Here is a 13,887-nt window from a genome sequence, read left to right as displayed (position 1 = left end):
ACAGATAAGTTGTAATAGCTTATCTGTTCTTTTGTTCTTTACATTATACTAATGATAGAATACAATTAGCAAGTTTGTCTAAATGTTCTTTAGTATTAAATACATGACAAGATACTCTAATGTAATTTCCTCTAAAGGATACAAATATTTGTTCGACTCTCAATTTTTCTTTCAAGATTTCATGATTGATAGAAGGGGGAAGTTGAATTCCAAATAAATGTTTGGATCTGTACTGATCTTCTTCTATAACGCATCCTATCTTTCTTAATTTTAAAATACTAGATTGTGTAATAGAATGACAATATTCTTGTATATCTTCAGGATTCCAAGTCAATAATTGTGTTAATGCAGCAATTTGCATTTGAACATAAATAAAACTACCATGTTCACCAACGGAATATCTATTGGCAAGAGGTTTGTAGTTAGATTGATAGTTTGTGAGTCCACTTAAATTTTCACTATGTAATCTGTTTGCCCAATTTTCTTCAATTGGATTTCCATTGTCAAAATACTTTCCATAATAAGCATATCCGCAACCATAAGGACCAAAAAGCCATTTATAACCAGCACAAACCATGGCATCAGGTTGAATTTCTTGTACAGAAAAAGGTAATGCTCCAATAGATTGACTACCATCTATAATTAATAATGCATTATGTTCTGTAGCTTTTTTTCGGATAGATTTTAGATCAAATATAGTCCCATTTGTCCAATGAATATTTCCCATAGCAATAACTTTTGTTGTACTGGTTATTGCATTTAAAATTGTTTGATTCCATAATTTTCCTTTTTCTTTAGAGTCTTCAGGTTGTTTTACAATATGTAAAACTGCATCATACTTTTCGGCTAATTTTTTCCAGATGTAATAATTGCTAGGAAATTGTTCTTCAATTAATAGAATTTCATCTCCTTTACTTAGCTCTATATTATTAGCTATGGTAGCTAAACCATAGGAAACAGAAGGGATATTAGCAATTCTATTGTAGTCTTCAACATCAATGAGTTTGGCAAATAATTGTTTCAATTCAACTACAGGATCAAAAAAGTCAGAACTAGGTATGGTATATGGCCTACTTTTTTCTTTTACAGCCCTAATTCCTGCTTCTTCTATACTTTTAAAAGAAGGAGATAAACTAGCAATATTCAAATAACTTATCTCTTCAGGAATGTCAAATAGATGTTTTTGATTTGTTAAACTCATGCGAATAGACTTATTTCCTATAAAAATAAAAATGTCATTTTGAACCCAATGAAAAAATCTAGTTAAGATTTGATAAAAGTTCAAAATGACACAAAAAAAGTATCGTTGTTATTTTTATTGGCACCGCCAAAGGGTATAATAATCTAAGACTTATCTCAAAATAAAAATGGATAGTCAATTATAAATACCTCGTAGGCTTGCCTTGAGGAAGTTTACTTAAAATAAGAAAAGTCTTCTCCGTCTTCTATTTTTAACACAGCGTGATATATCATTTTAATTACATTTTCTACATCTTCTCTGTGTACCATTTCCACTGTAGTATGCATATAACGTAATGGCAATGAGATTAAAGCTGAGGCTACACCGCCATTGCTATATGCAAAAGCATCAGTATCTGTACCTGTTGATCGAGATAATGCAGAACGTTGAAAAGGAATATCATTTTCTTCAGCTCCTTCAATAATTAGGTCACGTAACTTTTGTTGTACCGCAGGTGCATATGCGATTACTGGTCCTTTACCAATTTCTTGATATCCTTGTTTCTTTTGATCAATCATTGGAGTAGTAGTATCATGAGTTACATCGGTAACTATCGCAACATTAGGTTGAATAGTATTTGTAATCATTTCTGCTCCACGTAAGCCTATTTCCTCTTGAACAGAATTAGTAACATATAATCCAAAAGGTAATTTCTTTTTATTTTCATGAAGCAAACGAGCTACTTCAGCGATCATAAAACCACCCATTCTATTATCAAGAGCTCTACAAACAAACTTATTTCCGTTTAAAATATGGAACTCGTCTGGGTAAGTAATTACACATCCTACATGAACACCTAAAGCTTCTACTTCTTCTTTGTTTGCGCAACCTACATCAATAAAAATATTATCTTGTTTCGGAGGTGTTTCATTTCCTTTATCTCTTGTATGAATAGCAGGCCATCCAAAAACACCTTTTACTATTCCTTTTTTGGTGTGAATATTGACAATTTTACTTGGAGCAATCTGATGGTCACTACCACCATTTCTTACTACATAAATTAATCCTTTATCAGAAATATAGTTTACATACCAAGAAATTTCATCTGCATGTCCTTCGATGACTACTTTATATTTTGCTTCAGGATTAATTACCCCTACAGCAGAACCATAAGTGTCAGTAATAAACTCATCTACATAAGGCTTTAAATAGTCCATCCAAATTTTTTGCCCTTCCCATTCATAACCAGTAGGAGCAGCGTTATTCAAATACTTTTCTAAAAAATCAAGTGATTTATCAGTTAATATTGTTTTGTTTGTTGACATATCTATTTATGTTTAATAAAAGTCCTCTTTTTTCTTTTTTTTGTCCTTCTTCTTATTATCAACACCCCAAAAACTTCTACTTTCAATAAACTCTTCTTGCTCTTTAAGTTGTTGAGGAGTCAATACTTTTAAAAATGAAGGATGTTGTTCAATAGCAAACTCAATTTTTTCTACTATACTAGCTATATCTTCATTTTCATAATCGATATCCAAAGGCTCTTTAATAACCATTGATTGGAGTACATTTCTTTTCTTAATCATTAATCCTTTCTTATCGAAAGATCTTCTAAACCCATCAATAACTATAGGAACTACAGTGGGTTTAAATGTTTTAATAATATGAGCCGTACCTCTTCGTATAGGCTTAAATGGTGTAGTTGTTCCCTGTGGGAAAGTAATTACCCAACCATCTTTTAATGCGGTACCAATATTAGAAATATCAGACATTTTTACTTGTCTGTTAATATCTTTTCCAGCGCTTCTCCAAGTTCTTTCTACAGAAACAGATCCTACATAAGCAAATATTCTAGGTAATAATCCAGAACGCATGGTTTCACCAGCAGCTACATAATAAAGGTTCAATTTAGGTTTCCATAGGTATCCTACATTTTTAATATTATCATCACGTCCTTTTAATGCAGCATTAAATACGTGGAACATGGCCGCCACATCAGCAAAATAAGTTTGATGATTGGAAATGAATAATATATTCTTATCAGGGAGTTGTCTTAAAACCTCTGATCCTTCTATTTGTAATTCATTAAAGCTTCTATAACGGCTATGAGAAATAACACCTAAAATTTGTATTAGAAAGCGCTTAATGAATAAAATATGACCAAAAGGATTCCTTTTAAACAAGGGCATAAATACTTCTTTAGTTAAGCAAATTTACAAAAGATTTTGAATCATAAATCTTTTATTAAATCTTTTATTTCTGAAAGAATCATTGCTGTAGCTCCCCAAACAATTTGATTATTAAAGGTAAAGCACGGAACTTCAATCTCCTTCATATAGGAAGTGTTCATTTTTACAGACGAAATAAAATCATCATTAATTAAATCTTTTACAGTTACTTCAATGGTTTCAGCTACTTCTTCATTAGGAATAAACTGAGGTTTTTCTTCTACAAACCCTATAAAAGGTGTAACCAGAAAGTTACTAGGAGGTATGTAAGTGTCAGATATTTGTCTGATTAATTCAACAGTATTACGGTGAACTCCAACTTCTTCTTCTAATTCTCTTAAAGCAGTTTGAGCCATATTATTATCTATTGGATCTACTTTGCCGCCTGGAAAACTAATCTGAGCAGAATGTGTACCGTTATAACTAGCTCTTTTAGTGAGTAAAAACAATGTTTCTCCATTATTGTCAGGATAAAAAAGAGCTAAAACAGCAGCTTTTCTAGGATTACTTTTCTTTATTTTTTCTTCAGAAAATTTAATTCTTAATTCAGGAACTAATTTAAATTGTGATGTAATTCCCCCTAACTTATTAGTTTTTAAGGAAACAACTTGAGATTTAAAATGAGAAAACTGCATTAATTATGTTACTTTTTTCAGTTTTATGTGTCTAATTATTACAACTCAAAATTTGAGTTATCTAAATCCAAACTACTTAAAAAATATGAATACAGAAAATAAATACCAAAAGTTAGTTTTAAGTTTGCTATTCGATGCTATAGGATATGCATCTTTTATTATTCCTGGATTTGCTGAAATAACTGATATTATTTGGGCACCAGCAGCAGCTTATATAATGACAAAAATGTACAAAGGGAATAAAGGTAAGATTGCAGGTGCAATAGCTTTTATAGAAGAAATTATGCCAGGTTTAGATGTGATACCAACCTTTACATTAATGTGGTTGTATACCTATGTATTCAAAAATAAAAAAGAAGAAAAGGTAACTAAGACAATAGATATTGATGTTTAGAAAACTTATTTTTTAAATAAGAAACCTAAACCTAATCTACCTAAAAACTTTTTTTCAAATTCCCAGAAGAATTTAAATTGACCAAATAACCATCCAATAATTGGTAATGTAGTCTGATATATAGGAAAAATTAATAAAATTCTTAGTGGGTAATATAACCAAGGACTAATAGTTTCTGGAGATAGACCTAAGAAATGAGTAATAGGTTTAGCTATCCATGCAGATAAAGATCCATTAATAGCAAAAACAATAAAAACAGCGATCACATCCCAGTTTGTTTTTAATCCCCAACGTGCTTTAAGTTTTTCCACAAAAAATAATATTATTTCAGTGCGCAAATGTATAGAAAAGAAAAAGGGTAAACAATATATGTTTACCCTTTTATTATTATGTAGATTAAATCTTATTTCTTTCCAAATAAACCACCTAAAAGTCCACCAAGTAAACCTCCAGATTTTTTCTGACTACCACCTAAAACCATTCCAGCAACATCGTCAATAACACTACCGTCTCCATCAGCATCTAAAATCTTTTCTAAGAAACTTTGTTCTTGTTGGGTACTGTTACCTCCTAACATTCCGCCTAATAAATCGCCAATACCTCCAGAATTACTAACTCCGCTTTGTCTAGATTGTTTTCCTAAAACTCCCATTAAAATTGGAGCAGCAGTCTTTAAAATATTACCAACAGCTCCTAAGTCCATTCCAGTTTTTTGTCCAATTACTTGTTCAACACCCTGTTGTTTTGCTCCTAGAACATGACCTAATATTTTACCTCCATCATTAACTACATCTTGGTTTACACCACCATTAAATAAATCACCTAGATTGTCTAAAATCCCTCCATCATGTTTACTTAACGCTCCCATTAATCCTTCAGCTCCTTGTGGAGTAGCTGCATTTCGTTGCATAGCTTTCATTAAAACTGGTAATGCCATAGTTAAAACACTTCCTGTTTTACTACTATCCTGTCCGGTAGATCCAGCTACACCATTAATGATTGTTTTACCCATTGGGCTGTTTAAGAGGTCTAATATTCCTTCCATTTCTTTGATTTTATTATTGTTCTACGATTATTATAGACACAATATACAAAAACAAAGTCACAAACACATTCAAAATAAATACTAGATTGATTCAATTTTATATTTTTACAAACAATATATCAACTAAATTTAATATATGAAGAAATTAGCATTACACTGGAAAATATTAATTGGAATGGTAGCAGGGATACTGTTTGGTTTATTAATGACAACGATTGGTGGTGGAGATACTTTCGTATCTAACTGGATTAAACCCTTCGGTTCCATATTTGTAAAACTTTTAAAGTTAATCGCTGTTCCGTTGATCATTGCTTCATTAATTAAGGGAATTTCAGATTTAAAAGATATCTCTAAGTTTAAGAATATAGGATTAAGAACTATTAGTATCTATATAGGAACTACAGTAATTGCTATTACTATTGGGTTATTGTTGGTTAATATTGTAAAGCCAGGTAATGGTATTTCTGAAGAAACCATTGAAAAATTAACAAGCACATATGCAAATAGTGGAAGCGTTCAAGCGAAAATTGCCGAAGCAGCTAAACAAAAAAATAGTAGTCCTTTACAATTTTTGGTAGATATGGTTCCGGATAATGCTATGAAAGCAATGAGTAATAACAAAGCTATGTTGCAAGTGATTTTCTTTGCTATTTTCTTAGGGATTTCTATGTTGTTAATAGGTGAGAAAAAGTCTGAGCCATTAAAAAACTTTTTTGACTCGTTGAATGAAGTGGTGTTAAAAATGGTAGATCTAATTATGCTATTTGCGCCATATGCTGTTTTTGCCTTACTGGCTAATGTAGTCGTTTCTTCTAATGATCCAGACTTATTATTAGCGTTATTAAAATATGGATTTACTGTAGTTGGAGGATTGTTAATTATGGTAGTTTTCTATATGATTCTTATAAGCGTTTTTGTGAAAAAGAACCCGCTTTGGTTTTTACAACAAATAAGTCCAGCACAACTATTAGCATTTTCTACCAGTTCAAGTGCTGCAACTTTGCCAGTAACTATGGAAAGAGTAGAAGAGCACGTTGGTGTAGATAAAGAAGTATCTAGTTTTGTGTTACCAGTTGGAGCAACAATTAATATGGATGGGACTAGTTTATATCAGGCAGTAGCAGCTGTTTTTATAGCACAAGCCTTAAGCTTTGATTTAACTTTTGGAGACCAGTTGACTATTATTTTAACAGCGTTATTAGCTTCAATAGGTTCGGCAGCAGTACCAGGTGCTGGTATGGTAATGTTAGTAATAGTTCTTGAATCTGTTGGATTTCCAGCTGATAAATTGGCGATAGGTTTAGCCTTAATTTTTGCTGTTGATAGACCCTTGGATATGTGTAGAACAGTTATTAATGTTACAGGTGATGCCACAGTTTCTACTATTGTAGCAAAATCAGTAGGGAAATTGGGCGATCCAAAGCCAAAAAACTGGGATGATAATTATGATTTAGTAAAATAAATTTCTCATTTATATATCATTAAAAAAATAGTATTTTTATGAACACCAATACATGCTGTGTAGTTGGTGTTCTTTTATTTGATAAACTAACCAAATACAATTTTAAGTATAATGAACATTTGTTTTTTAATGTATCCTTGGGAAGATATAAATCCAGAAAATGATTCTTCTCTGACACTTATTCATGAATGTGCAAAAAGAGGACATGGAGTAGCTATTTGCTCTCCATCAAACTTAACAATTCGTAATAGTGTAACCAATGCGTTTTGTACCATTATTAATAGAATGGAAAAGGTACCTTCTTCTCCAAAATCTTATCATAAAAAAGCAACTACTAGGGAAGAAATGTTACCATTAGCTGGTTTTGATGCTATTTTTATGAGAGCAAATCCACCATTAGATCCTCTAATGCTCAACTTCTTGGATTCTGTGAAAGATGATGTATTTATTATCAATTCTGTTCAAGGGATGCGAGAAGCAAATAATAAATTATATACGGCAGTTTTTGAAGATCCAAATAATGAGATTATCCCTGTTACTCATGTTTCTAAAAATAAAAATTACTTAATTAAAACCATTGAAGAATCTGATTCAGATAAAATGATTTTAAAACCATTAAATGGTTATGGAGGATCAGGTGTGATTTTAATTGAAAAGTCTGCAATGGGAAATATTAATTCATTACTTGATTTTTACATTAGTAAGAGCGATGGAAGTTCGGACTATGTAATACTTCAAGAATATATAGAAGGTGCAGAAAAAGGAGATGTACGCATTTTATTATTGAATGGTACTCCTATTGGGGCGATGAAAAGAATTCCTGGAGAAAAGGATCACCGCTCTAATGTAACTGCTGGTGGTAGTGTAGAGAAACATCGATTAACACAGGCAGAAAAATTATTATGCAAAAAAATAGGCCCTAAATTAGTAAAAGATGGACTGTATTTTGTAGGAATTGATGTAATTAATGGAAAACTAGTTGAAGTGAATGTAATGAGTCCTGGTGGGATTACTTATATAAACAAAGTATCAAAAGTAAAACTTCAAGAAAAAGTTATTGATTTTCTAGAAAGTAAAGTATTAGAGAAAAATGCGGCTTTTAGGAGAATGACTGATTTGAAACGTATGGTAGATGAAGCATAATTACTAAAAAAAGTAAAAATAGAAAGTTAGAATTTCATGTTAAAAATAGATAAACCATTAGTTTCAGTATCTTGTTTAAATGCTAATCTTAGTGCCGAAAACTTAATTGTTTTAGATGCTACAATTCCAAAAGTAACTTCTGAGCAAAAAACGTTAGCTGAAAAAGTACAGATTCCAGGTACAATTTTCTTTGATTTAAGAGGTGTGTTTTTAGATAAAAACGGATTATATCCAAATACATTACCTAGTGAGCAACTTTTTGAAGAAGAAGCGCAGAAATTAGGTATACATACTGATTCTTGTATAGTTGTATATGATGATTTAGGAATTTATTCTTCAGCTAGAGTTTGGTGGTTGTTTAAAACTTTTGGATTTGATAACATTGCTGTGTTAGATGGTGGTTTGCCTGAATGGAAAAAACACGATTTTTTGTTGGAAAAACAAGCTTTTAAAAACAAATCGAAAGGGAACTTTAAAGCAAAGTTTAACTCAGAAAAATTTACTAATACGGAAAAGGTTTTATCAATTATAAACAATCCTAATTACTGTGTAGCAGATGCTCGATCATCAGATCGTTTTTATGGTAGAGTAGAAGAACCTAGAAAGGGTGTCAGAGGAGGACATATTCCTAATTCTAATAGTTTGCCTTATACATCATTGCAGAAAGAAGGTAAGATGAGATCTAGTGAAGAATTAACTGATATTTTTAAGAACATAAATTCCTCTAATAAAGATTATATTTTTACCTGTGGAACAGGAATTACTGCTTGTGTTATAGCTCTTGCGTTAGAACTTACAGGAAAAACTAACTATGCGATTTACGATGGATCTTGGACAGAATGGGGAAGTAGAACAGAATTACCAATAGCATTATAAATGGAATTAAATTGGACTAAAAGAGAGTTTGAAGTATATGTACTACTTTACGCTGCTCAATGTAATCATTTAGAAACTCAAGAAGAACGTGACTATATTCTTTCTAAAGTAGATGAAGAAACATTTAATAAGATGCATACTGAAATTACTATAGAAAACGAAGCCATGAATATTAAGAAAATCAAACACTTTTTAGCATTTCATGAATATACAGATGAAGATAAAAAGAGTTTGATAAAAGATATTAAACAAGTTTTTTTTGCTGATGGTACAGTAGACTTATTAGAGAAAAATATTTTTGCTTTTTTGAAAGAAATAATTGAGTAAATGGAAAAGTTATCAATAGATCAAATCATCGAAAAAATAAAAAATGAAGAGGTTTTTCATGCAGTAATAGATGATTATTCGTTTACATTAAAAGTAGAACAATACGTTCCATTTGTATGCGCTGCGGTGCATGATGGGCATCAGTTTAGAAAAGAATTATGGGAATATTGTCTACATACTGAATATGAGAGATGGTATGAGGAAGATCCGTGTACAAAACAAATGATTGCTTCTCAACCCATAGTTATTTCTGGTTTAGATTCTCGATTTGAGTACGATTTAAATCGATCACCAGATGTTGCGATATATGATGACGCTTGGGGAAAGAAATTATGGAGATCACCTTTACCAGCTGAAGTAAGGAGTAGAAGTCTACAAAAACACACAAATTTTTATAAAGTTGTACACAATTTACTGGAAAAATTAGAAAGTAAATTCGAAACGTGTGTTGTGTACGATATGCATAGTTATAATTGGCAACGCTGGGATAGAGAAGTGCCTACTTGGAATTTAGGAACGTCTAATATAGATAATGATAGATTCGGAATTGATATAGAAGATTGGAGAGTAATACTCGAAAAAACTCCTTTGCCAAATGGAATCATATCTTCATCAAAAATTAATGATACTTTTCAAGGAAATGGATATTTTTTGAAATTTATTACTCAAAATTTCACCAATACTTTGGTTCTTGCGACAGAAATAGCCAAGATATATTGTGACGAAAGATCACAAATTATATATCCTGAAGTTGTATTATCCGTAAAAAAACATCTAGATATTGTATTAAAACAACATGCAGAACATTTTTATGCAAATCATAAATCTTAAATTTACAGCCTGAGATTTTATTATGATTGATACTTCTAGTAGAACACAAAAGGTATTGGATATAGACAATCGTTTAGATGCGCTTGTAAAAAAAATAGAATTATTGCGATATGTAAATCCAATAAATATAGAGGACGAAAAACAAAAGTTTTTTGCTTCTAAATACCTAACAGATCCAGATTTTAAATATCCTAAAAGAGACTTCGATAAATTCAAATTACATAGCCAGTTTTTTGCACTTCCATTAGATGAGATTGAAGATGAGAAAATCAAAAATCTATATGAAGAGATTATCTATTTCTACTCAGGATTAATCCAATGTATTGAAACTATTGGTGATGGAAAGAAGTTTTATTACAATAGTTTACGATCTTTTGGGACACCTACTGAAACTGATGTAGAAAACGCAAAGTTTATTCTTCATTTTGATGATGAAAGTGAAGATGATGCTGTTTTTCATCCTAAATATTCGCCAGCCGAAGCAGAACAAATATTTAAAGATTACGGACAGAAATATGATTTTGACTTTAATATAAAGCATTCTTCTACCATGAGTGCAATAGCTATGGTATTGAATAGTGTTAAAACATTAGTGTTAAATAGTCATCATACCTATTCAGAAAATGAAATGGCAGTATTAACTAATCATGAAATAGGTGTACATATGGTAACAACAATGAATGCTTTAGAGCATCCTATAAAAATCTTTTCTCACGGTTTTCCAAACAATGTAGAAACTCAAGAGGGACTAGCAGTTTTTAGTGAATATATGTCGGGGAATTTAACACTAAAGAGATTGAAGGAGTTAGCTTATAGGGTTTTGGCAGTAAATGGTTTAGCTAAAGGGTATTCGTTTTCTAAAACATTCCGTTCATTACACAATACTTTTGATTTAAATAGGGAAGATGCATTTTATATAACTGTTCGTGCTTATCGTGGAGGAGGATTTACAAAAGATTATTTATATCTAACAGGACTTAAAAAAATCTATAATTATTATAAAGAAGGTAAAGATTTAAAAACCTTATTAACAGGTAAGGTAACTTTAGAATTTGCTGATGAGATTAATTATCTAATAGGAAAAGGTTATGCTGTGGAATCCAAATTTATCACTGATTCATACGCAAAAAATAATAATACAGATAAAACGATAAACTTTATTTTAGATAATTTAAAATAAATTATTTCATTACATCTAAAATGTAAAGACCTAAAAAGTACTTCACTTCTTAGGTCTTTTTATTTCTATTTCTTAATTACTTTGTAAATCACATTTTTAAGAGATTTTAAATCCTTTATTTTTATAAATAAAACTCCAGAAGTAATGGTACCTAAATTGTCTATTGATTTAGGAGAAATATTGTTGTAATGTATCGTTTTTTGATAATAAACTTTACCTTGTATATCATAAATACTTACTTCTAGAATTGTAGGCTTTTCAGTTTTAATATTAAATGTATTCTCTATTAATGTGGGGTAAATAAAGGTCTCATTATTTTCCTCTTCATTAACAGTGTCTCTGTTTTTTGAGAATTCAGATGATGCTGTTGTGTTTTCAGTTTTCTTAGGTGACTTTTCTAATGGAGTTACTTTTAAATTACTATCCTTAACGCGTTTTGAAGCTTCAATACTTCGTTCCCAAAGTCTAAGGTATTCTTCAGCGCCGTTAAACAAAATATCAACATCTTTATTAGTATATCCTTGGTTTTTAATATCTTGGATAAGATCCGGCAATAGACCTAAATGTACTAAGCCATCAGAATTAATATCAAAAATTCGTTCTCCGGTTTGTTGACGATTAAATGTAACTGCACCATCATGTGATGTGAAAGGGTAACTTACAGGATTACTTTGTGCTCTATTACAAGGATTTGTTTGATTATTGAACCTAGGACCATTCATATGTTGCGTACCAGCGAAAAGATCCGAAGTAAAAGGAATTCCCACATGGTTTTCTTTGTTTTCTAAATTAACTTCATTTCCAACTTTAACCAGTTCAATAAAATCAGAAGAGATTGGGAATTCACAAGGATATGTATGCCCTTCAAAACCATTAGCTTTAAACATAGGAGACAGAACACCATTTCTTTGTAATACATGTTTCATAGAGTTAAAACTAGCCGAATGTGTAAATAAAGGAGGGTAATCGTATTGGTCTAGTAATTCGTAGGCATCTTCGACAGCAGCTTTAGAAGAGTGTCCAAAATCTATCATTATTCCTCTTTGCATACATTCTTCTATAAATACTTTTCCTAAAGTATTTAATCCTTTGGTGTTTCTATAGTTTCCAGTTTCAGAATCTGGTAGTTGGGCTGGTAGTGCATTTACATTAAATAATACACGGATAACATCTAATACTAAATCATTTATATCCCCAAGATTTTCTGCTACTAAAGGTTTGTGTACATTGAAGATTCCTTCAGCACCATGATCTGCTGCTTCCCATTCAAATACATGATCATTAAAAGCAATGTTACTTAACTCTAAAAACTTTTCAAATTGACGTGCTCCACCAAAATCATTGTCCCAATGATGATTAAGAAAAATATGGCTAATACCTTTATTTTCATATTTATCTAGTTGCTCTTCAATATATTCTCTCGTGCAATTAGAAGCTCCATCACGAGTTTTTATACAGTTAAAAGGAGCTTCAAGTTCCATTCCCATAACCACTGCGAGTTTTCCTTGAGCAATAACATTTCTGGCTTCAGCTGGAGTATGTACAATTCGAAACCAACCTTTACCGGGCCCGCCTTCTTGAGCATCTACATAATTCATTAGTTGTGTTGCTTTCTCTACCATAATGTTATGAGCTTCCATAGAGTCATAAATATCTTTTGGATCATCTAAAGTGTCAAATAATATAGGTTTAAGCTGTTTAGCAAGTTCATTATAAACCTTATTTAATACTTCATTTTGAACAGATAAGGTAGTGATCAATCGAAGTCCTCCCAGTCGAGCTCTATTTAACCATTGGTAATATCCCTTTTGATGGTTAAAATCAATATGAGAAGGCCAATAATCGAAAGTAGGGTATCCATTAGTATTATGTTCCAAAGGATTTTGTTGACTACCTGTTACGGAAGCATAAATGTCAAAAAGACCTGAGTCACCATGTGAGGTATTACAATTGTCTAATGCTTGTTCAATACCATAAGGAGAAAAAGGAGCTCCATGGTTGAAGTAACCTCCATAAGATTCATTTCCGAATAAATGTAAATGGATATCTGCCATTCCCCAAACTGTGCCATTGGAATTTAGACCTTTTAAAGTGCCTGACTGTTCAGCGGATACTGATGCTTCTGGAAATATTGCACAATTTTCGTTATCAAAAAATTCAAGTTCAATAGCATTTTTTTTCTTTGCATTTCCAGTAAAACCTAAAAAGTTTCTACCCAAATAATTTCCAAAGCGCTTATTTTTCAATCTGAATTTATTGTTAGAAGAAGGCTCAGGAATCCAAATAGATCCATCATCAGCATTTTTTGAATCATCAAAGGTAAGTGTATACCACAAAAATGATTCTTTACGAGTAAGAATTTTATTATTTTTTCCATATAGCATGTATTCACCTAAAGCAGCTGGTTTTAAGTAGTACTTTGAATCGACATCCTTGAAAATAAAATCTTTCGTTTTTTTCTTATGCTTATAAGTTACGCTATAGCAAGAATTAGCTAAACTATATTTATCATTTAAAATTTGTCCTGAAAGTGAGGAAAATGTAAATAAAATAATACCGAATAGAGAATAATGTTTTTTCATTTTT

The 13,887-nt window shown here is 31.2% G+C and carries 14 protein-coding genes; 7 read left to right on the top strand and 7 right to left on the bottom strand.

Annotated features, from left to right (window positions below; all coding sequences use genetic code 11):
• Positions 1-43 precede the first annotated feature (43 nt).
• From BVC87_RS13555 to BVC87_RS13540, 4 genes are all read right to left on the bottom strand, one after another.
• Positions 44-1,201 carry an aminotransferase class V-fold PLP-dependent enzyme gene (locus tag BVC87_RS13555; protein WP_075342937.1) on the bottom strand — a complete coding sequence of 386 codons (1,158 nt, stop codon included), beginning with the start codon at positions 1,199-1,201 and terminating at the stop codon, positions 44-46.
• 212 nt (positions 1,202-1,413) lie between these two features.
• Positions 1,414-2,505 carry a M42 family metallopeptidase gene (locus tag BVC87_RS13550; protein ID WP_075342927.1) on the bottom strand — a complete coding sequence of 364 codons (1,092 nt, stop codon included), beginning with the start codon at positions 2,503-2,505 and terminating at the stop codon, positions 1,414-1,416.
• 12 nt (positions 2,506-2,517) lie between these two features.
• The gene (locus tag BVC87_RS13545; protein WP_075342926.1) at positions 2,518-3,369 is read right to left on the bottom strand and encodes a lysophospholipid acyltransferase family protein; all 852 of its coding nucleotides are present in this window, start codon (positions 3,367-3,369) and stop codon (positions 2,518-2,520) included.
• A 41-nt stretch (positions 3,370-3,410) separates the two neighbouring features.
• The gene (locus tag BVC87_RS13540; RefSeq protein WP_075342925.1) at positions 3,411-4,043 is read right to left on the bottom strand and encodes an NUDIX hydrolase; all 633 of its coding nucleotides are present in this window, start codon (positions 4,041-4,043) and stop codon (positions 3,411-3,413) included.
• Positions 4,044-4,128: 85 nt separating this feature from the next.
• Between BVC87_RS13540 and BVC87_RS13535 the strand changes: the two genes are divergently transcribed.
• A complete protein-coding gene (locus BVC87_RS13535; RefSeq protein ID WP_075342924.1) occupies positions 4,129-4,437 on the top strand; it encodes a hypothetical protein in 309 nt (102 codons plus the stop codon).
• A 5-nt stretch (positions 4,438-4,442) separates the two neighbouring features.
• Here the strand turns inward: BVC87_RS13535 and BVC87_RS13530 are convergent, their stop codons facing one another.
• Both BVC87_RS13530 and BVC87_RS13525 read right to left on the bottom strand, forming a co-directional pair.
• Entirely contained in the window at positions 4,443-4,748 is a 306-nt protein-coding gene (locus BVC87_RS13530; RefSeq protein ID WP_075342923.1) for a DUF6787 family protein, read from the bottom strand.
• 92 nt (positions 4,749-4,840) lie between these two features.
• Positions 4,841-5,482 carry a DUF937 domain-containing protein gene (locus BVC87_RS13525; protein ID WP_075342922.1) on the bottom strand — a complete coding sequence of 214 codons (642 nt, stop codon included), beginning with the start codon at positions 5,480-5,482 and terminating at the stop codon, positions 4,841-4,843.
• A 136-nt stretch (positions 5,483-5,618) separates the two neighbouring features.
• Here BVC87_RS13525 and BVC87_RS13520 point away from each other — a divergent pair, with 136 nt between their 5' ends.
• The 6 genes from BVC87_RS13520 to BVC87_RS13495 all read left to right on the top strand — a co-directional run bounded on the left by BVC87_RS13520 (position 5,619) and on the right by BVC87_RS13495 (position 11,301).
• A complete protein-coding gene (locus BVC87_RS13520; RefSeq protein WP_075342921.1) occupies positions 5,619-6,944 on the top strand; it encodes a dicarboxylate/amino acid:cation symporter in 1,326 nt (441 codons plus the stop codon).
• 111 nt (positions 6,945-7,055) lie between these two features.
• Positions 7,056-8,087 (top strand): glutathione synthase, encoded by a 1,032-nt coding sequence (gene gshB, locus BVC87_RS13515; protein WP_075342920.1) that lies wholly within the window; start codon positions 7,056-7,058, stop codon positions 8,085-8,087.
• A 36-nt stretch (positions 8,088-8,123) separates the two neighbouring features.
• A complete protein-coding gene (locus BVC87_RS13510) occupies positions 8,124-8,963 on the top strand; it encodes a sulfurtransferase (protein ID WP_075342919.1) in 840 nt (279 codons plus the stop codon).
• Complete coding sequence (locus BVC87_RS13505) at positions 8,964-9,290, top strand: hypothetical protein (RefSeq protein ID WP_075342918.1); 327 nt, start codon at positions 8,964-8,966, stop codon at positions 9,288-9,290.
• Entirely contained in the window at positions 9,291-10,121 is an 831-nt protein-coding gene (locus tag BVC87_RS13500; protein ID WP_075342917.1) for an N-formylglutamate amidohydrolase, read from the top strand. It begins immediately after the preceding gene.
• Positions 10,122-10,143: 22 nt separating this feature from the next.
• Positions 10,144-11,301, top strand: coding sequence for a flavohemoglobin expression-modulating QEGLA motif protein (locus BVC87_RS13495; RefSeq protein ID WP_075342916.1), 1,158 nt, complete (start codon positions 10,144-10,146; stop codon positions 11,299-11,301).
• 65 nt (positions 11,302-11,366) lie between these two features.
• Here BVC87_RS13495 and BVC87_RS13490 read toward each other — a convergent pair whose 3' ends face one another.
• Complete coding sequence (locus tag BVC87_RS13490) at positions 11,367-13,883, bottom strand: membrane dipeptidase (RefSeq protein WP_075342915.1); 2,517 nt, start codon at positions 13,881-13,883, stop codon at positions 11,367-11,369.
• Between the last annotated feature and the right edge of the window lie 4 nt (positions 13,884-13,887).

The organism is Tenacibaculum agarivorans, assembly GCF_001936575.1.
Classification (GTDB): Bacteria; Bacteroidota; Bacteroidia; order Flavobacteriales; family Flavobacteriaceae; genus Polaribacter; species Polaribacter agarivorans.
Note: the sequence above shows the minus strand (reverse complement) of the source record. Positions and strands in the feature narration are given on the sequence as shown.